Below are 18,931 nucleotides of genomic sequence, written 5' to 3' on the forward strand. Positions count from 1 at the left end.
CATGAAGACGTTGATGCACGGATCCACCGAACGTCGTGGGGCCCGGAGGGATTCGGAAGCTCGCGGGCCCCGCTGGAGACGCTCCGGTGTCAGGGCTTCCATCCGGTGGGAGCCCCCAGCACACCGCCGACCGCGGGAGAACGTCATGACCGCCGACCAGCAGCTCCGCACTCACGAGCATCCCGTTCCTGCGAGTCCCCCGGCCGAGACGCCCGAGTGCGAGGCGTCCACGTGCGCGGGTATCTCCACTCCAGAGTCGGTCGAGTTGCACACGGCCTGGCCGGGCTGGATCCCGCTCCTGGTCATCGCCGCCATGGTGGTGTCCTGCGCGGGGTTCGCCGTCGGAAGGATCGCAGGATGGTGACCTCATCGGCCCACCGGCTGACCGGCTCACGATCCGCAGATCCGGGTTCAGAGCCCGACCCGGTGGACACCGTGGGGCTTCCGACCGGCGGTGTGGCCCGGCGCCTGGGAGTGTCACCCACCACGATCCGCTCCTGGGAACGCCGTTACGGCATCGGCCCTGTCAGCCGAAAGGCCGGCCACCATCGCCGCTGGAGCCACCAGGACATCGCCGTCCTGGAGACGATGTGCCGGCTCACGGCACGCGGGGTGCCTCCGGGCGAGGCCGCTCGCGCCGCCCTGGCCGAGCGCGAGGTCTTCGTTCGGGAGGACGCCCCGCGACCTGCCGGCCCCGAGCCGCGAACGATCTCACGCGGAGGCGAGCGGCCCACGTGCGGTCCAGGCGGAAGCCGCGCCCTGCGGGTCGGTACGGTGCGTCCCGAATGCCGGGGTCTGGCCCGGGCGGCGGTACGGCTGGACGCTCCGGAGGTCGCCCGGATCCTGCGGGAAACGGTGGACGCGTTCGGAGTGATCGACGCATGGACCGAGGTCATGATGCCCGCGCTGCGCGCTGCGGGCCGCAAGTGGGCAGCGGACGGCGAGCAGTACGTCGAGGTCGAGCACCTGCTGTCCTGGCACGTCTCCAGTGCTCTCCGGGCGGTGGCCGTCGGCGCGTTCACCGCCCGACACGTGAGCCCGGTCCTCCTGACGGCCACGCCCCTCGAACTGCACACCCTCCCGCTCGAAGCCACGGCTGCGGCACTGGCGGAGCGTGCGGTGCCCTTCCGCATGCTGGGTGCGGCCGTCCCGTCCAGGGCCTTGCTGCACGCCGTCCACCGGATCGGCCCAGGGGTCGTGATGATCTGGTCGCAGGACCAGCACACCGCGGACCGCGCGCTGGTGCGCACGGTCGGCGACAGCACGTGGGGTCCGCGCGGCTCCCGCAGCAGGGCCGTGGTGGTGGCCGCGGGCCCCGGCTGGGCCCGCGGCCAGCCTCCGGCCGGCGTCGCTCGCCCCTCCACCCTCGCGGACGCCGTCGACCTCCTGGAGCAGGCCGTCACGGACTGACGCACCACCGGAGTCCACCGCTTTGTCTCTGGCCCGGTCATGCTCACGGGTGGTGTTCCGGCCGGCGGAGGTCGGACGGGACACCACCGTCCCCACGGCGCTTCCGCCCGCCGAGGTTCCGGTGGCCGTGCGTGCGTCGGGCGCCGTGAGCAGGCCGGTGAGCCGGTCCGCCCGCCGCTGGAAGCAGCCGCCTGGACGCGCGTGGTCGGCCTGCCGGTGCTGCCGGACGGCGCGAGCGCCGGAACCGGCCGCGATCGCCGGACAGGCGGCCCGAGCGAACCCCGTCCAGCCCGCCCGCCGATCCGCCCGGTCGCGGGCTCCGGACAGCGTGCGCGATCCTGGTCCCGTCGATCCGGCCATCGGCAGGACACGGTGGTTTTGCGACGAGGAGCCGAGATGAGAACGTTGCGACCCGACTCGAAGCGCTGCCTGGTGACCGGCGCGAGCGGCTACATCGGCGGCCGTCTGGTGCCCGAACTCCTCGCCCGCGGGTACTCCGTGCGTTGCCTGGTGCGCAACCCCGACCGGCTGCGGGATCAGCCATGGCGAGCCGACGTCGACATCGCAGCCGGCGACGTGAGCCGGCCCGAAACCCTGACGAAGGCCTTCGACGGCATCGACGTCGCCTACTACCTCGTCCACTCCCTCGGCACCGGACCCGCCTTCGAAACCACCGACCGGAACGCTGCGCGCGCATTCGGGGCCGCAGCGGCAGCCGCCGGCGTCACCCGGATGATCTACCTCGGCGGTCTCGTCCCCGCCGCGGTACCTGTAGCGGACCTCTCACCCCACCTGCGGTCCCGCGCCGAGGTCGGCCGTATCCTGCGCTCCAGCGGTGTTCCGACCGCGGAGCTGCGCGCCGCCGTGATCATCGGCTCGGGCAGCGCCTCCTTCGAAATGCTCCGCTACCTCACCGATCGCCTGCCCGCGATGGTCACCCCCCGCTGGGTCTCGACCCGCATCCAGCCGATCGCCGTCCGCGACGTCCTGCGCTACCTCGCCGCCGCCGCCGGTCTGCCGCCCGAGGTGAACCGCACCTTCGACATCGGCGGCCCCGACGTCCTCACCTACGAGCAGATGATGCAGCGCTATGCCCGCGCGGCCGGACTACGCCGTCGCCTCATCGTCCCCGTGCCCGTCCTCACTCCCCGTCTCTCGAGTCACTGGGTCGGCCTGGTGACCCCGGTGCCCAACTCCATCGCCCGTCCCCTGGTCGAGTCCCTGCGCCACGAGGTCGTGTGCGGCGAGCACGACATCGCCCGGTGGGTGCCCGACCCGCCGGAGGGCCTCACCGGCTTCGACCAGGCCGTCACACTCGCCCTGCGCCGCATCAGGGACGCCGACGTCGCCACCCGCTGGTCCTCCGCCTCCGTGCCCGGAGCCCCGAGCGACCCGCTGCCCTCCGACCCCGACTGGGCCGGCGGCAGCCTCTACCAGGACATCCAGGAACGCACCGTGACCGCTTCACCGGCCGCCGTGTGGCGAGTGATCGAAGGTATCGGCGGCGACAACGGCTGGTACTCCTTTCCGCTCGCCTGGGCCCTGCGCGGCTGGCTCGACCGCCTGGTCGGCGGTGTCGGCCTGCGTCGGGGGCGACGGGACCCCGCCCGGCTGCGGGTCGGCGACTCCCTCGACTTCTGGCGCGTCGAGGAGATCCGGCCGGGCCGGCTGCTGCGCCTGCGCGCCGAGATGCGCCTGCCCGGTCTGGCCTGGCTCGAGCTGTCCGTCGAACCGGACGGTGACCGTGGCGCGCGCTACCGGCAACGGGCGCTCTTCCAGCCGCACGGCCTGGCCGGCCACGCATACTGGTGGTCCGTCGCGCCGTTCCACACGGCGGTGTTCGGAGGAATGGCCCGCAACATCACCGAACGCGCACGCCAGGACCCCTGACCCGGCCGCGTCCCCGTTCCGGCCTGGACGACCTGGACGACCTCGGCCGCGAGTGCCTGGACGGGCTGGTTCCAGAGGATCGGCCCGCCGTCGGCCGGGCCTGCCGGCGCGGCTGGCGGGCCGGAGCCGGGAGACGGTCCAGGGCGGTGCGGCTTTGCGGGTCGGCCATCCGGCGAGCGGGCATCGCGGCCTGACACCGGGTCCGTGCGACGGGGCGTCGGTCGGTGCCGGGCGGACGCTGCCGAGGTCGGCGGTCGCTGGTCTCCGGGACCGGCCGTCAGGTCGGTCCCAACCTCCGTGAAGGGGCGGCCCGTCCTTCGGGCTGCTCCTCCGGTGGTCGGCTGCTGACCGGTTGCCCCCTCCGGCACCGTCGCGGCGCCGCGGTCACAGCGTGTGCAGGGCCCGCTCGCACTCCTGGCACCGCTGGTCGGCGAGCACGGGTGGGTACCAGGACTCCCCGGGCCGGGTCGGCCGGTAGTGCGTGTGCTCCATCGGGCCGGTGTCCAGCCCGCACAGCGTGTACGGCTGCGGGTCCTCGGGAACGTCGGGATCGGCCCCGGCGGCGTGCACCGCGATCACGGCGGGTTCGACGCCCTCCGCACCGATGGCCCTGTCGGGCTCCAGCTCGAAGAGCACGATGATCGATCCCATGCACCGAGCCTCGAACATCCCCTGCGGGCCCACATCCGGGGGTGGGCCGTTCGGGGCGGGGCCACCGGTCCGGCGTCCCTTGCGCGATCAGCCGGTGGTGCGCAGCCGGGCGAGGGCGGCGTCGATATCGAGGTGGTCGCCCTCCGATCCCGCGGGCACCAGGGTGAACGAGTCGGCGAGGAAGGCGTTCACGGCGTCTTCCGGGGCGCTGAGCACCGCCTGGCCGTCGGGGCCTCGCAGGGTGATGAGGATCTCGCCGGCGGATCCCGGCCCGACCTTGACGTCTCCGTCGCCGGTGGGGGCGTGGCGTCCCTCGTTCAGCAGGTCGCGGCTGAAGTACCAGCACACCTTGGCGTCGGAGCCGGTGCAGTCGCACGGGGCCAGCGGGAACACCAGGCATGCCGCGTACGGAAGGGCCGTGTCGAAGCGGAGCTCCACGTGGACCGTGACGTCGGGCAGCGGGCTGTCGGGGAACGTGACGGGCATCGGGCGGACAGCGGACTTCTGCATCGGATCTTCTCCTGCGACGGCGGTGTGCGCCGGCCTCTGGTGGGCCGGGGCATGCCAACGGCGCCTACCCCAGCGCCCGCCCGTCAGTCGGCGGGTCGGACATCTGCACAACTCCCTTGCTTTCGGGGTGCGTTGCCCGTCGCCGCCACGTAAGCGGAGCTCGGCAGGCCGGGGCGGTGCTGTGCGCGCGAGAGCACACGGCCGTCACGGACCACCGGCCTGTCGGGCGTGGACGTGCGCTCGCTGCGGACAGGTCTTCCGGCCGTCGGCCGTTCATCGCGGGCCTGTGGGAAATGACAGGCCAGGGTCGCTTCGTGGATCGCCTCCGCCGATCGGTGGTGGCATGCTCGGATGATTGCGTCTCGTGTACGGAGGGAGTCTGCTGATGCTCGTGCCGTCCGCGCTGAAGTGCCGTCCGGGCGGGTCGTGGTGAGGGGCTGGGTGATCGGGGTCGTCGGCGAACCGGACGAGTGGAAGCGGCTGCTGGTGCTGCTCACCGACGGTCGGCGGCTGGTGACCGGGGAGCTTTCCCGGCGGGAGCGGGCGGAGCTCGGGGCGCCGGTCGCCGAGCGGCTGCGACAGCCGCATCCGGGCGCGCGGTCGATGGTGCGCTGGCTGCACCCGGTGCTGGCCGTCGTCGTCGAGCTGGAGGCCAGGCAGGTACACCGGATCGCACTGCCCGCAGCGGCCGAGTGAGCGATCCGCCGGCGGGAGCAGGCGGTTGTGCTCCGGCGGTGCTGCCGCGGCGCGAAGGTGCCGGTACCGCCCTGCTGCCGGCGCCGCGCGCGGCGTTCCGAACCTGACCTGGACCGGCAGAAGCCGCTGATGTCCGGCGCGGTCGTGCCGCGGTTGGGTGCGGCCTTCGGGACACCGCCCATCGGGGCCGTTCACCCGATTGCCCCGCCTCCGGCGAAGGGGCGCTTGCCGGTTCGCCGGTCGCCTGTCCCGCCCGGCGGCGAGCGGCGGTGGGTCGTCGTAGGTTGCGGTCATGACCAGTGACGAGACGACGATCCCGACCGTGGGGGTGCGCCCACTGGACGAGGTGTTCGACGCGATCGAGAGCGCCAACCGGCGCCCCGTGCCGTGGAGCGGCTTCGACCACGGCGTCCTGGGGGCCTACCGGTGGGCCGCCGGAGCCCAGATCGCGGCGCCGGTCACCGCGGCTGCCGCGCTCGGGACCACCGGGCCGTGCCGGGCGCAGCTGCTGGCCGAATGCCAGGCCGCCGCGGTCCGCCTGCGCGACGCCCTGGAAGAACGGACGGACGCGGCGTACGCGCTGGGCGCCTACCAGGCGCTGGCCTGGCTGTGCGGCCACCACGAGGACCGCCCCTGACCGGCGACCGCGAGGAGCAGCGCCTGCTCCGGTGGAGGACTCGGCGCCCCGACCCCGACCTGTCGGTGAACCTCGCACCCGCCGACCCGGAGAGTGCCGGCGGGTGTCGGCCCAGGGTGGGCGAGCCGGCGTGGCCCGTGCGGGTCCACGCCGGCTCGATTCCGGCTACCGAGCCGACTCGGCCGCCGGGTCGGCCGCCTCGCCCCGCCCACTGCCGAACACCTCCTCGACGAGCCGCTGCTGCGCCTTCCGGAACGCCTCGGCCGTGGCGGCGAAGTCGAGTTCGGCGTCCCCGGTGGTGAGGGAGGCGGTCAGGGTCCTGCTGCCGTCGGGCGAGCTGTACATCAGCGCACCCCAGCCCCAGAAGCCGCCGTTGTGGTGGAGGACGGTGCCGCCGTCCGTCTCCTCCACGAACAGCCCCGTCGGCAGGGTTCCGACGGCGTGGGGGTCCCCGGATCTTCGCATCCGCCAGGCGGCTCGTCATCCCCCTGGGTGCCGACCCGCGGTCCCGTCGGCGTTGGCGTCCGGCGGTGGGTCGTCGTCGTCGAAGGCGACGTCGACCTGCTGTTCGGGGCGGCGTTCCTCCTGGTGGGCGATCGCGCTCAGCACCTGTTCGTCGGCGTCGGTGAGCGGCGGCTGGAGCAGGCTGCGCGGCCACAGGCGGCGGGCGAGGACGACGTTGGTCTCGGCGGCGTAGACGGTGATCTGCGCGGTCAGGTAGAGCCAGAAGAGCAGTCCGATCACGGTGGCGAAGAAGCCGTAGACCTGGCCGGCGTGGCGCAGCTCGTGCACGACGAGCAGGGAGCCGAAGGCCTGGAGGACGGTGAACAGCGGGCCGGCGATCGCGCAGCCCGGCCGGAGTGCGCGGGTGGGGATCTCGCTGGGGGTGAGCACGCGGAAGCAGGCCAGGCACAGGGCGGCGTTCAGGAGTGCGGAGACGATCAGTCCGCCGATGCGGGCGGCGGGCCCGCCGAGGGAGGAGGCGACGACTGCGGCGGCCCCGGTGCCGAGCACCAGGCCGGAGCCGAGCACGACCAGCAGCAGGAGGCTGCGGACCAGGCGCGGCCAGTAGCCCGGCCGGCGCACACCGGGGACGTTCCAGATCTCGGACATGGCGTGCTGGAGCACCTGCGCGATGCCGAGTGCGCCGTAGAGCATGAACAGCATGCCGACGACCAGGGCGAACCCGCTGCCCTGGAGGGAGTGGACGTTCTGGCGGAGCTGGTCGCCGATGATCGGGAAGTCGGCGAGGGCGGAGTCGAGGACGGACCGCTGTGCGCCGGGGTTGCCGTGCAGGACGAATCCGAGGACGGTGCTGAGCAGGAGGAGCAGCGGGATCAGGGCGAGGAAGCCGTAGTAGGTGATGAGCGCGGCGAGCAGTCCGCCGCGGTCGTCGCCGTACTTCTTGATCACGCCGAGGACCACGGCGGTGGGCCGGTGGCGCTGCTGGCAGCCGTCCAGGGAGCGCAGGGCGCGTTCGACCGGGTTCATGCCGTCCTCCTCCGCGTGGGGGCCCGCGGACCCGCCACGGATCGGGTCCGCGCGGGTGCGTCTGCCCGGTGGGCCGGTCCGTACGCCACGTGGGCGCGGACGGCCGGTCAGCCGGCGCCGGGCAGTCGTGCCTCCAGGTGCCCGGAGAGCACCCGGGTCTCGAACACCGGCAGTGGCGAGGTGGCCGGGCCGCTCGTGACCTCGCCGTCACGCAGGCGGAACTCGCTGCCGTGCCACGGGCAGCGCAGGCAGCCGTCGGCCACGGTGCCGTCGGCGAGCGGGCCGGAGAGGTGGGTGCAGCGCTCCGCGAGCACGTGGCAGCGCTCGCCCTCGCGGACGACGACCACGGGCAGGTCGCCGGCCGTTCTGCGGACGGGTTCGCCCGGTGGGAAGTCGTCGACCGGGCCGAGTCCGATCCAGTCGGCGGGCGCGAGTCGGCGTGCGGCGGCGGCCCGGTTGGGGCCGGCGGCCTGTGCGTAGGCGAGGTGGCCGCCGAGGACGCCGCCGCACGAGACGGCGGCGAGCCCGGCCAGGCCGAGCAGCCGGCCGCGGGCGCGTCGGCCCCGGCAGCGGGCCAGGAGCGAGCCGGCGTACAGCAGCACGCCGGTGGTGTTGGCGAGCGCGTGGACCAGGCCGGTGCGGCGGCGCGGCGCGTCGAGCCGCGCCCAGTCCACCCAGCCGGACAGCGCGGTCGGTGCGGCCGCCAGGAGCCCGGTCGCGACGAGGGCGTCGGCCGACCGCCGTGCGCCCGGGGTGAAGTCCAGCAGGCCCGCCGAGGTCCAGCAGCCGATGGGCAGTTGGACCAGGCCGGGGTGGAGCGGGTGGCCGAGCCAGACGCCGCGCAGGGCGTCGCGGTACGGCCCGAGGGGGAGGGCTTCCACCGCGTCGGCGAGTTTCCCGGACGGGAGGTCGAGGGCCTCCCAGTGCGCTGGTGCGTCCAGCGTGCGGCGCAGCCGACGGGACCACGGGCGGTCGTGCAGAGCTGAAACGTCCATGACGGGCGGCTTGCCGGGCGCCGGGAGGTTAAACCCCCGTCCTGGGTGTGTGTTGGGCCGATCCGGGTGCGCGCGCAGCGCCGGACGGGCCGTGGCCGCGGCCTTGCACCGCTACTGCGGGAACCGGGACTGCGGGCACCAGCACTGCGGTGGTCACGCTGCGGCGCGAACCGCCGAAACCACCGAACGACCGTCCGCCCCCGCCGTCCCCCTCGGTACGGTCGCCGCCGGGGCCCGTGGGGCAGCGATTGCGGTGAGCCCCGCATGCCTTCCCGGGCCTGAGCTCCGGCAGGTGGCTCGCCCGGAACACCGGGGGGTAGCACCCGCGGCGTTTCATCTCCTCGCGAGCGGTTAGCCGCTCTCCGGGGCCGTCCGGCTCACCAGGAGCCACGCCCGCGCCGTGGAGGAGTTCGTGATGAAGGTTTCCGACTACGTGCTGAAGCGCCTGCGCGACTGGGACGTGGAGTACGTCTTCGCCTACCCCGGGGACGGCATCAACGGGCTGCTCGCGGCCTGGGGCCGCGCCGAGGACCGGCCGCGGTTCATCCAGGCCAGGCACGAGGAGATGGCCGCTTTCCAGGCCGTCGGGTACGCGAAGTTCTCCGGTCGCACCGGGGTGTGCGCGGCCACGTCCGGGCCGGGCGCGATCCACCTGCTCAACGGCCTCTACGACGCCAAGCTCGACCACGTCCCGGTCGTCGCGATCGTCGGGCAGACGGACCGCAGCGCGATGGGCGGCTCGTACCAGCAGGAGGTCGACCTGCTCGGCCTGTACAAGGACGTGGCCTCGGAGTTCTGCGAGATGGTCACCGTGTCGGCCCAGTTGCCCAACGTGCTGGACCGCGCCATGCGCATCGCGGCGACCCGGCGCACGGTCACCGCGGTGATCATCCCGGCGGACGTGCAGGAGCTCGACTACGAGGCGCCGGCGCACGCGTTCAAGCAGGTCCCCTCCAGCCTCGGCGTCCCCCACTACGCGCCCGTCCCCGCGCAGGAGGAACTCGCGACCGCGGCGGAGGTCCTCAACTCGGGGGAGAAGGTCGCGATGCTGATCGGGCAGGGCGCCCGGCGTGCCCGCCGCGAGGTCGAGCAGGTCGCCGACCTGCTCGGCGCCGGGGTGGCGAAAGCCCTGCTCGGCAAGGACGCGCTGCCCGACACCCTGCCGTACGTGACCGGCTCGATCGGGCTGCTCGGCACCCGCCCCTCGTACGAGATGATGCGCGACTGCGACACCCTCCTCGTGGTCGGCTCCAGCTTCCCCTACACCCAGTTCCTGCCCGAGTTCGGCCAGGCGCGCGCGGTGCAGATCGACCTTGACCCGTCCATGATCGGGCTGCGCTATCCCTTCGAGGTCAACCTCGTCGGCGATGCCGCCGAAACGCTGCGCCGGCTGATTCCGCTGCTGGAGCGCAAGACGGACGGCACGTGGCGCAAGACGGTGGAGGACAACGCGGCGCGCTGGTGGGAGGTCATGCAGCGCCGTGCCGATGTGTCCGCCGACCCGATCAACCCGGAGCACGTCGTCCACACCCTCGATGCGCTGCTGCCCGACAACGTGATCCTGGCCGCGGACTCCGGGTCCGCGGCGAACTGGTACGCCCGCCACCTGCGGATGCGCGGTGACATGCGCGGCTCGCTGTCGGGGACGCTGGCGACGATGGGGCCGGGCGTGCCGTACGTGATCGGCGCTAAGTTCGCCCACCCGGACCGGCCGGCGATCGCGATCGTCGGCGACGGCGCCATGCAGATGAACGGCCTGGCGGAGCTGATCACCGCAGCGAAGTACTACCGGGAGTGGGTCGACCCGCGCATGGTCGTCGCGGTGCTGAACAACCACGACCTGAACCAGGTCACCTGGGAGATGCGGGCGATGCAGGGAGCGCCGCAGTTCGAACCCTCGCAGAGCCTTCCGGACGTGCGCTACGCCGACATCGCCCGGACGTTCGGCCTGGACGGGGTGCGGGTGGAGAAGCCGCAGGACGTGGAGCCGGCGTGGCGCCAGGCGCTGGCCGCGGACCGGCCGTTCGTCATCGACTTCCGCACCGACCCGGCGGTTCCGCCGATCCCGCCGCACGCCACCTGGGATCAGATCAAGGCCGCCGCCTCCGCCGTTCTGCACGGCGACAGCGACCGGGCCTCCATGGTTCAGCAGGGCGTGAAGGCGAAGATCCAGGAGTTCCTGCCCGGCAGCGGACGGAGCTGACCGATGTCCGGCAACCAGGAGGTGGATCCGGCCGCGCTCGGGCGAGCCCTGCGGGCAGAGGTGGACGGCGAGGTCCGCTTCGACGCGGGCAGCCGGGGCGCCTACGCCACCGACGGCTCGAACTACCGCCAGGTCCCGCTCGGTGTGGTCGTGCCGCGCACGGTCGCGGCCGGCGCTGCCGCGGTGGGCGTCTGCTCCCGGTTCGCCGCCCCGGTGCTGTCGCGCGGAGGCGGTACCAGTCTCGGGGGGCAGTGCACCAACGAGGCGGTGGTCATCGACTGGACCAAGTACTGCAACCGCCTGGTGTCGGTCGATCCCACGGCGCGGACCTGCGTGGTCGAGCCGGGCATCGTCCTGGACGAGCTCAACCGCCAACTCGCTCCGCACGGGCTCATGTTCGGCCCGAAGCCGTCCACGCACAGCCACTGCGCGCTGGGCGGCATGATCGGCAACAACAGCTGCGGGGCGTCCGCCCAGGCCTACGGCAAGACCGCCGACAACGTCCGCCGCCTGGAGATCCTCACCTACGAAGGCACCCGGTTCTGGGCGGGCCCCACCGGCGAGGACGAGTACGCGCGGATCGCGGCCGAAGGCGGACCGCGCGCCCGGCTCCACCAGGGGCTGCGGGACATCACCCGGCGCCACCTGGCCGAGATCCGGCGCGGCTACCCGAAGATCCCGCGCCGCGTCTCGGGCTACAACCTGGACGCCCTGCTGCCGGAGAACGGCTTCGACGTGGCCCGCGCCCTGGTGGGCAGCGAGGGAACCCTGGTGACGCTCCTGCACGCGGAACTGCACCTGGTCGAGGTGCCGGTGGCGGAGGCGCTGCTGGTCCTGGGCTTCGACGACATCTACGAGGCCGCCGACGCCGTCCCCGAACTGCTGCAGCACAGCCGCCCCACCCAGCTGGAGGCCATCGACGGGCGCATGGCGCAGCTGATGCGCGAGGAGCACGCCTACCTGGACTCGCTGGCGAGCCTGCCCGAGGGCGACAGCTGGCTGCTGCTGCAGTTCACCGGCGACACGAAGCAGGAGGCGGACGCGCAGGCGTACGAGCTGCTGCGGACGATCGGCCGTCACGAGGACGACCCGTCGGTGGCGCTGTCCGACGATCCCGCGCGGGAGCAGGAGATGCTCAGGGCCCGGGAGGCGGGCCTGGGCGTGACCGCCCGCCCGCCGGACGGGTCCGAGACGTGGGAGGGCTGGGAGGACTCCGCGGTGGCCCCGGAGCGGCTGGGCGACTACCTGCGCGACCTGGAGCGGCTGTTCGACCGGTACGGCTACCAGCAGGCCTCCCTGTACGGGCACTTCGGGCAGGGCTGCGTCCACACCCGGATCCCGTTCGAGCTGCGCGAGGGCAAGGGCGTCGAGGCGTTCCGGGCGTTCCTGTTCGACGCGGCCGACCTGGTCGCCTCCTACGGCGGCTCGCTCTCGGGTGAGCACGGTGACGGACAGGCCCGCGGCGAGCTGCTGCCCCGCATGTTCGGGCAGCCCCTCGTCGACGCGATGGGCGAGGTCAAGGCGCTGTTCGACCCGGGCAACCGGATGAACCCCGGCAAGGTCGTCCACCCCCGCCGCGTGGACGAGAACATGCGCCTGGGCGCCGGTTGGCGACCCGAGCCGAAGCGGACGCACTTCGCGTATCCCGACGACGGCCACGACTTCACCCGGGCGGTGCTGCGCTGCGTGGGCGTCGGCAACTGCCGTACCCACCAGGGTGGGGTGATGTGCCCCTCCTACCGGGCTACGGGTGAGGAGGAGCACTCCACCCGCGGCCGGGCACGGCTGCTGTTCGAGATGCTCGGCGGCCACGACGACTCCCCGGTCACCGGCGGCTGGCGCTCCACCGAGGTCCGCGACGCACTCGACCTGTGCCTGGCCTGCAAGGGCTGCAAGTCCGACTGTCCGGTCGGGGTCGACATGGCCACCTACAAGGCCGAGTTCCTCGCCCACCACTACGAGGGCCGCGTGCGCCCGCCCGCCCACTACGCGATGGGCTGGCTTCCGCTGTGGGCCCGCCTGGCCCGCACGGCGCCGGGCCCGGCCAACGCAGCCCTGCACGCCCCCGGGCTCGCGTGGCTGGGAAAGCGGGTGGCCGGCATCGACCCGCGCCGCGCCGCACCCCTCTTCGCGGCCGAATCGTTCCAGGAAGCCTGGCGCCGGCAGGGCAGGGCGGAGCCCGATCCGCGCGATCGCCGCACCGTGCTGCTCTGGCCGGACACCTTCACCAACCACTTCCACCCGCACATCGGCGACTCCGCCGTCCGTGTCCTTGAGGACGCCGGATTCGACGTCGCCGTTCCCGACGGGCCGGTGTGCTGCGGCCTGACCTGGATCTCCACCGGGCAGCTCGCCACCGCCCGCCGCGTCCTCAAGCGCACCACCGCGGCCCTGCGGCCGTGGCTGGAGGCCGGCACCCCGATCATCGCCCTGGAACCCTCCTGCACCGCGGTCTTCCGCTCGGACGCCCCCGACCTGCTCGCCGGAGACCAGGACATCGCCCGTCTGGCCGCGCAGACGCGCACCTTCGCCGAACACCTCGTCAACCACACCCCCGACGGCTGGCGACCGCCCCGGATCGGCCGGGCGGCGACCGTGCAGACGCACTGTCACCAGCACGCCGTCCTCGGTACCGACCCGGACCGTGAACTGATGCGGCGTGCGGGCCTGGACGCGAACGTCCTCGACGAGGGCTGCTGCGGCCTGGCCGGCAACTTCGGCTTCGAGCAAGGCCACTACGACCTGTCCCAGGCCATCGCCGAGCAGGGGGTCCTCCCGGCCGTGCGCGGCACCGCCCCCAGCGCGTTCGTCCTGGCCGACGGCTTCAGCTGCCGCACCCAGATCGAGCAGGCCTCGACCGGGCGGCAGGCCCTGCACCTGGCCGAGGCCCTCGCCCTGGGGCTGGACGGACCACCGCCGGGCGACCACCCCGAGAGGACGGCTCCGCGCCCGCAGCCCCGCCCCGCGGCGGCCGACCTGCTGACCGCAGGTGTCGCGGGCACGATGACCGGTCTGGCGGCGGCCGCCGCCGTCGCCCTGCGGCGCCACCGCGCCAGGAGGAGGTAGACCATGCGGTCCCTGCACGAGCGGCTCCATCGCGAAGCCCGCGCCTACGCCGGCGGCAGCGACCGCCCGCTCGCCGGCTACACCGGCCTCATGGCCCTGTACGCCGCCACGGTGCTCGCCACCGCCGCGACCGCCCGGGCCCGTCGCCGCGAGCTGCCCGACCCCACCCCTTGGGATGTCACCCTGACCGCGCTGGCCACCCACCAGCTCTCCCGCCTGATCACCAAGGACCCGGTCACCAGCCCACTGCGCGCGCCGTTCACCAGCTTCGAGGGCACCTCCGGCCCGGCCGAGCTGGAGGAGGACGTGCGCGGCGCCGGAGCCCGCAAAGCCATCGGCGAGCTGGTCACCTGCCCGTTCTGCACCGGCCTGTGGGTCGCCACCGCGAGCACGGCCGGGTCGGTCTTCGCCCCGCGCGCCACCAGACTCGCCACCGCCGGTCTGGCCGCCCTGGCCGGCGCCGACTTCCTGCACTTCGCCCGCGCCGTCGTCCAGCACGCGGCCGACGGGACGTCATGACCGTCACCGCCACCGTGGAGGCCCTGCAGGTGCAGGTCCTCGACGTTCCCACCGACGTCCCGGAAGCCGACGGCACCCTCGCCTGGGACTCCACCACCATGATCCTCGTCCACGCCCGCAGCGGGGACACCGCCGGCCTGGGCTGGACCTACGGCGCCCCCGCCACCGCCCAGGTGATCACCGGGCAACTCCGGGACACGGTCATCGGCCGCCCGGCGTGCGACGTCCCGGCCGCGAACGAGGCGATGAACCGCGCGGTGCGCAACGCCGGTCGCCCCGGCCTGGTCGCCGGTGCCATCTCAGCCGTCGACGTCGCCCTGTGGGACCTCAAGGCCCGTCTGCTCGGCCTGCCCCTGGTCGACCTGCTCGGCGCCGCCCGCCGCGAAGTCCCCCTCTACGGCAGCGGCGGCTTCACCACCTACACCGACCGGCAGCTCGCCGAGCAGCTCGCGGGCTGGGCCGAACAGGGCTTCCACCGCTTCAAGATCAAGATCGGCGAGAGCTGGGGTGCCCGGGAACGGCGCGATCTGGAACGCACCGAGCAGGCCCGGCACGTGGTCGGCGACGACGCCGACCTGTACGTGGACGCGAACGGCGCCTACACCCGCAAACAGGCCGTCCGCGTCGGACGGACGCTGGGCGGCCTGGGGGTGAGCTGGTTCGAGGAGCCGGTCTCCTCCGACGACCTCACCGGCCTCGCCCACGTCCGCGACGCCGTCACCTCCGACGTCGCGGCCGGCGAGTACGGATACGACCTGCCCTACTTCGCCCGCATGGCCCCGGCCGTGGACTGCCTGCAGGCGGATGCCACCCGTTGCGGCGGCATCACGGTCTGGCTGCGCGCCGCCGCCCTCGCCCAGGCCCACGGACTCCAGCTGTCCGGCCACTGCGCCCCGCACGTCCACGCGCATGCCGCGGCCGCCGTGCCGAACCTGCGCCACCTGGAATGGTTCCACGACCACGTCCGGATCGAGAGCCTCCTCTTCGAGGGAACCCTCAGCCCGGACGGGGGCTCGATCCGCCCGGGCCACAACGGGGAGCCGGGCCTCGGCCTGACCGTCCGCACCGAGTTGGCGGAGCGCTTCCGTGTGCGCGCCTGAGCAGCCCCGGCCCGTCCTCGACGCTCCGCGGCCACCCCGGGCCGCCGACAGGCGGCCTGCACCGCCGTACTGCGGGAGATGAGAAAGGTGACCGCCTCCATCGCCGGCCCTCCCACTCCTCACGCCCTGCGCGACTACGCCCTGCTCGCTGACGGTGAGCGCGGCGCCCTCGTCGGACCGCGCGGCGACATCGTGTGGCTGTGCGCACCCGCATGGGACAGCGACGCCGTCTTCGCCGCCCTGATCGGCGGCCCCGGCTGGTACACCGTCACCCCCACCGCACCGTTCGTCTGGGGCGGCTACTACGAGGGCGCCAGCCTCGTCTGGCGCAGCCGCTGGATCACCACCAGCGGCGTCGTCGAGTGCCGCGAAGCCCTCGCCTACCCCGGCGACCGGCACCGCGCGGTGGTGCTGCGCCGGATCCTGGCCGTCGACGGCGACGCCGGCCTCGATGTCCACCTGCATCCGGCGCCCGGATTCGGCACGCACACCCTGCGCGAGGTGCGCCGCGACGGACAGGGGCGGTGGACGGCCAGGGCCGGGAAGCTGCACCTGCGCTGGAGCGGCGCGCCCGACGCCCGGCCGGGCGACGCGGCGCTGTCCACCGCGGTGCGTCTGGAGGCCGGTGAGCAGCACGACCTCGTCCTGGAGATCTCCGACCGGCCCCTGCCCGCACCGGAGGCGGCCGACGTACTGTGGCGGTCCACCGAAGCGGCCTGGACCGCGCGCGTGCCCGGCCTCGCGAACACCCTGGGCCAGCGCGACGCCCGGCACGCCTACACCGTCCTGGCCGGCCTCACGGGTCCCGGAGGCGGCACCGTGGCAGCGGCCACCACCAGCCTGCCCGAACGCGCCGAGACCGGCCGCAACTACGACTACCGGTACGTGTGGATCCGCGACCAGGCCTACATCGGCCAGGCCGTCGCCGCCGCCGGTCCGCACCCGCTGCTGGACGACTCCGTACGGTTCGTCACCGCCCGCCTGCTCGACCACGGCCCGGCTCTCGCGCCCGCCTACAGCGCGACCGGCGCGGCGGTGCCCGACCAGCGCACCCTCGACCTGCCCGGCTACCCGGGCGGCTTCGACGTCGTCGGCAACCACGTCAACCGCCAGTTCCAGCTCGACGTGTTCGGGGAGAGCCTGCTGCTGATCGCCGCCGCCGCCCGTCACGACCGGCTCGACGCGGACGGCTGGCACGCCGCGCTCGTCGCCGCCGACGCGATCGCCGCCCGGCATCGCGAGCCGGACGCCGGGATCTGGGAACTGCACGACGACCGGTGGGCGCACAGCCGCCTGATCTGCGCGGCCGGCCTGCGGGCGATCGCCGCCGCCACGCCCCGGGCCGGCAGCGGGCGCGCCGCCGGCTGGGAGGCGTTGGCGGACGCGATCGTCGCACAGACCTCCGCCGACTGCCTGCACCCGACCGGCCGGTGGCAGCGTTCCCCGACCCAGGCGGGCGTGGACGCGGCCCTGCTGCTGCCCGCCGTCCGCGGCGCCGTGCCCGCCGAAGACCCGCGCACCACCGCCACCCTGAGAGCGGTGCGCGCCGACCTCGTGCAGGACCACTACGTCTACCGGTTCCGCCACGACCAGCGGCCCCTCCAGGACGCCGAGGGCGCCTTCCTGCTGTGCGGATTCGTCATGGCCCTGGCCGAGCACCAGCAGCACGACGAGGTGGAAGCGGCGCGGTGGTTCGAACGCAACCGAGCCGCCTGCGGTCCGCCCGGCCTCTACGCGGAGGAGTTCGACGTCGCCCAGCGGCAGCTGCGCGGCAACCTGCCCCAAGCGTTCGTCCACGGGCTGATGCTCGAAGCCGCCGCCGCACTCGCCCCCGGTCGCTGAGCCCGCTGTGACCGCACCTGAACGCCGCAGCAGGGCGACGGTGCCGCCGGCGGATCCCGGCGGCGTCGTCGCCCTCACCCCAGGCCGCACCAGCAGGACCGCGTCGTCCCAGGACTGCTGAGCGTGGATGGTCAGTGGTCGGGCCGTGGCCGTTCGTCGGCGTGGCGGTGATCGTGAGCTGCCTCGCGGGAAAATCCGGTGCATCGCTGAACTGCCGGCCCTGGGCACGTCCACCCCGTCGAGGCTGCGGTCCGACGATCGGCCACGCATGGGGCGCCCGGCCGTTTGCCGCGCCGATTCCGGGAAAGCCGCACCAGCATGGAACCTGTGGAACCTGCATGCCGCACCATCGTCATCACCGGGGCCAGCGGTGGCATCGGGCGTGCCTGCACGGTGGCGTTCGCCGCCCGTGGGGACCGGCTGGCCCTGATCGCCCGCGGCCACGCAGGCCTGGAGGGCGCGGTGCGCGAGGCCGAGGAAGCGGGTGCTGCCGTGGTCGTCGCCATCGAGGCGGACGTTTCCGACGCGCACGCGGTGGAGGCCGCCGCCGAACGGGTCGAGGAAGAACTCGGGCCGATCGACGTGTGGGTCAACGACGCGTTCGCCTCCGTCTTCGCCCCGTTCACCGAGATCACCCCGGAGGAGTTCCGGCGAGTGACCGACGTCACCTATCTCGGCTACGTCTACGCCACCCGGGCCGCTCTGGCCCGGATGCTGCCCCGCGACCGCGGGGTGATCGTGCAGGTCGGCTCGGCGATCGCCTACCGCGGCATCCCGTTGCAGACCGCCTACAGCGGCGCCAAGCACGCCATCCAGGGCTTCAACGAGGCACTGCGCTGCGAACTGCTCGCCTCCGGGACCCGGGTGCGGACCACGATGGTGCAGATGCCGGCCGTCAACACCCCGCAGTTCGACTGGGTCCGCTCCCGACTGCCCAACCGGGCGCAGCCGGTTGCGCCGATCTACCAGCCCGAGGTCGCCGCCCGCGCCGTGCTGTACGCGGCCGACCACCCCGGGCGGCGCGAGTACTGGGTCGGCGGCAGCACGGTGGCCACCCTGGTGGCGAACGCCGTCGTGCCCGGGCTGTTGGAGCGCTACCTGGCCCGCACGGGCTTCGGCTCCCAGCAGGAGGACCGCCGGCGCCGTGCCACGGACCCGGACAACCTGTTCGAGCCGGCGGACGCCCGGCGGGACTTCGGGGCGCACGGCCGCTTCGACGACCGGGCCCGGGACCGCAGCCCGCAGCAGCAACTGGCGCACGCCTTCGGCGCCCTCGCCCACACGGGGCGTCGCGCGGCCGGACGGGTGCAAGCCGGTTTGCCCGGCGCCGGTGGCGGGTTCCTCTCACGGATGCGGGGTACACGCGCCCCGCAGTCGTCGGAAAGGAGTGCCTGAATCATGCCTCGCGGATCGACTCCCAAGCGGGAGCGGCAGTACGAGCACATCAAGGACAGCGCGCTGGAGCGCGGTGAGAGCGAGAAGCGCGCCAAGGAGATCGCCGCCCGCACCGTGAACAAGGAGCGGGCCCGGCACGGGGAGTCGAAGACCGCCAGCCGCAGCTCGGTGAAGGACATCTCGTCCTCCCGTCGAGGTGGTCTGCATTCGCACAGCGGCTCGCAGGGCCCCACGTACGAGCAGTTGTACAACGAGGCCAGGCAGCGCAACATCCACGGCCGCTCGAAGATGAACAAGAAGGAACTCGCACACGCCCTGGGCCGATAGGAGCTGGTGACCGTGGGTACCGTTCCCGTGCCGCCCGACCCCGACACCAACCCCCTGCCCCCGACCGAGCCCCCGCGGCCGCCCGGCCCGCCGCAGCCCGTGCGGCCGCCTGGCCCGCCGGAGCCGGTCGAGCCCCCGAAGCCGCCGGATCCGCCCGCGCCTCCCGGTTCGCCCGAGCCTCCGCCCGGACCGCCCGGAC

General features: G+C 73.7%; 16 protein-coding genes. 11 read left to right on the top strand and 5 right to left on the bottom strand.

The window, feature by feature from the left end; translation table 11 throughout:
* Positions 1–357: 357 nt before the first annotated feature.
* A complete protein-coding gene (locus tag AB0C76_RS33230; RefSeq protein ID WP_359972766.1) occupies positions 358–1,410 on the top strand; it encodes a MerR family transcriptional regulator in 1,053 nt (350 codons plus the stop codon).
* A gap of 396 nt (positions 1,411–1,806) precedes the next feature.
* Entirely contained in the window at positions 1,807–3,300 is a 1,494-nt protein-coding gene (locus AB0C76_RS33235; RefSeq protein WP_359972768.1) for an SDR family oxidoreductase, read from the top strand.
* A gap of 384 nt (positions 3,301–3,684) precedes the next feature.
* Here the strand turns inward: AB0C76_RS33235 and AB0C76_RS33240 are convergent, their stop codons facing one another.
* Both AB0C76_RS33240 and AB0C76_RS33245 read right to left on the bottom strand, forming a co-directional pair.
* Positions 3,685–3,951: a hypothetical protein gene (locus AB0C76_RS33240; RefSeq protein WP_359972770.1), complete on the bottom strand. Its 267-nt coding sequence runs from the start codon at positions 3,949–3,951 to the stop codon at positions 3,685–3,687.
* Between the two features lie 87 nt (positions 3,952–4,038).
* Positions 4,039–4,461, bottom strand: a complete 423-nt coding sequence (locus tag AB0C76_RS33245) for an SsgA family sporulation/cell division regulator (protein ID WP_359972772.1) — start codon at positions 4,459–4,461, stop codon at positions 4,039–4,041.
* Between the two features lie 441 nt (positions 4,462–4,902).
* On the opposite strand from AB0C76_RS33245, the gene AB0C76_RS33250 reads away from it, so the two are divergent.
* Both AB0C76_RS33250 and AB0C76_RS33255 read left to right on the top strand, forming a co-directional pair.
* The gene (locus tag AB0C76_RS33250; protein ID WP_359972774.1) at positions 4,903–5,157 is read left to right on the top strand and encodes a hypothetical protein; all 255 of its coding nucleotides are present in this window, start codon (positions 4,903–4,905) and stop codon (positions 5,155–5,157) included.
* Positions 5,158–5,449: 292 nt separating this feature from the next.
* Complete coding sequence (locus tag AB0C76_RS33255; protein ID WP_359972775.1) at positions 5,450–5,794, top strand: hypothetical protein; 345 nt, start codon at positions 5,450–5,452, stop codon at positions 5,792–5,794.
* A gap of 165 nt (positions 5,795–5,959) precedes the next feature.
* Here the strand turns inward: AB0C76_RS33255 and AB0C76_RS33260 are convergent, their stop codons facing one another.
* The 3 genes from AB0C76_RS33260 to AB0C76_RS33270 form a co-directional block, all read right to left on the bottom strand.
* Positions 5,960–6,259, bottom strand: coding sequence for a hypothetical protein (locus AB0C76_RS33260; RefSeq protein ID WP_359972776.1), 300 nt, complete (start codon positions 6,257–6,259; stop codon positions 5,960–5,962).
* A gap of 15 nt (positions 6,260–6,274) precedes the next feature.
* Entirely contained in the window at positions 6,275–7,285 is a 1,011-nt protein-coding gene (locus tag AB0C76_RS33265) for a YihY/virulence factor BrkB family protein (protein ID WP_359972777.1), read from the bottom strand.
* 107 nt (positions 7,286–7,392) lie between these two features.
* Positions 7,393–8,280 (bottom strand): Rieske (2Fe-2S) protein, encoded by an 888-nt coding sequence (locus tag AB0C76_RS33270; protein ID WP_359972778.1) that lies wholly within the window; start codon positions 8,278–8,280, stop codon positions 7,393–7,395.
* A 415-nt stretch (positions 8,281–8,695) separates the two neighbouring features.
* Between AB0C76_RS33270 and AB0C76_RS33275 the strand changes: the two genes are divergently transcribed.
* The 7 genes from AB0C76_RS33275 (at position 8,696) to AB0C76_RS33305 (ending at position 18,732) form a co-directional block, all read left to right on the top strand.
* Positions 8,696–10,483 carry a thiamine pyrophosphate-requiring protein gene (locus tag AB0C76_RS33275; protein WP_359972780.1) on the top strand — a complete coding sequence of 596 codons (1,788 nt, stop codon included), beginning with the start codon at positions 8,696–8,698 and terminating at the stop codon, positions 10,481–10,483.
* A gap of 3 nt (positions 10,484–10,486) precedes the next feature.
* Complete coding sequence (locus tag AB0C76_RS33280) at positions 10,487–13,549, top strand: FAD-linked oxidase C-terminal domain-containing protein (RefSeq protein WP_359972782.1); 3,063 nt, start codon at positions 10,487–10,489, stop codon at positions 13,547–13,549.
* 3 nt (positions 13,550–13,552) lie between these two features.
* Positions 13,553–14,068 carry a DUF1360 domain-containing protein gene (locus AB0C76_RS33285; RefSeq protein WP_359972785.1) on the top strand — a complete coding sequence of 172 codons (516 nt, stop codon included), beginning with the start codon at positions 13,553–13,555 and terminating at the stop codon, positions 14,066–14,068.
* Complete coding sequence (locus tag AB0C76_RS33290; protein ID WP_359972787.1) at positions 14,065–15,168, top strand: enolase C-terminal domain-like protein; 1,104 nt, start codon at positions 14,065–14,067, stop codon at positions 15,166–15,168. The genes AB0C76_RS33285 and AB0C76_RS33290 overlap by 4 nt, the downstream gene beginning before the upstream one ends.
* Before the next feature lie 87 nt (positions 15,169–15,255).
* Complete coding sequence (locus AB0C76_RS33295; RefSeq protein WP_359972789.1) at positions 15,256–17,010, top strand: glycoside hydrolase family 15 protein; 1,755 nt, start codon at positions 15,256–15,258, stop codon at positions 17,008–17,010.
* A 318-nt stretch (positions 17,011–17,328) separates the two neighbouring features.
* Positions 17,329–18,405 (top strand): SDR family oxidoreductase, encoded by a 1,077-nt coding sequence (locus tag AB0C76_RS33300; protein ID WP_359972791.1) that lies wholly within the window; start codon positions 17,329–17,331, stop codon positions 18,403–18,405.
* Between the two features lie 3 nt (positions 18,406–18,408).
* Positions 18,409–18,732: a plasmid stabilization protein gene (locus AB0C76_RS33305; RefSeq protein ID WP_359972793.1), complete on the top strand. Its 324-nt coding sequence runs from the start codon at positions 18,409–18,411 to the stop codon at positions 18,730–18,732.
* Positions 18,733–18,931: the final 199 nt, after the last annotated feature.

The sequence above is a fragment of the Kitasatospora sp. NPDC048722 genome (assembly GCF_040650235.1).
GTDB lineage: Bacteria > Actinomycetota > Actinomycetes > Streptomycetales > Streptomycetaceae > Kitasatospora.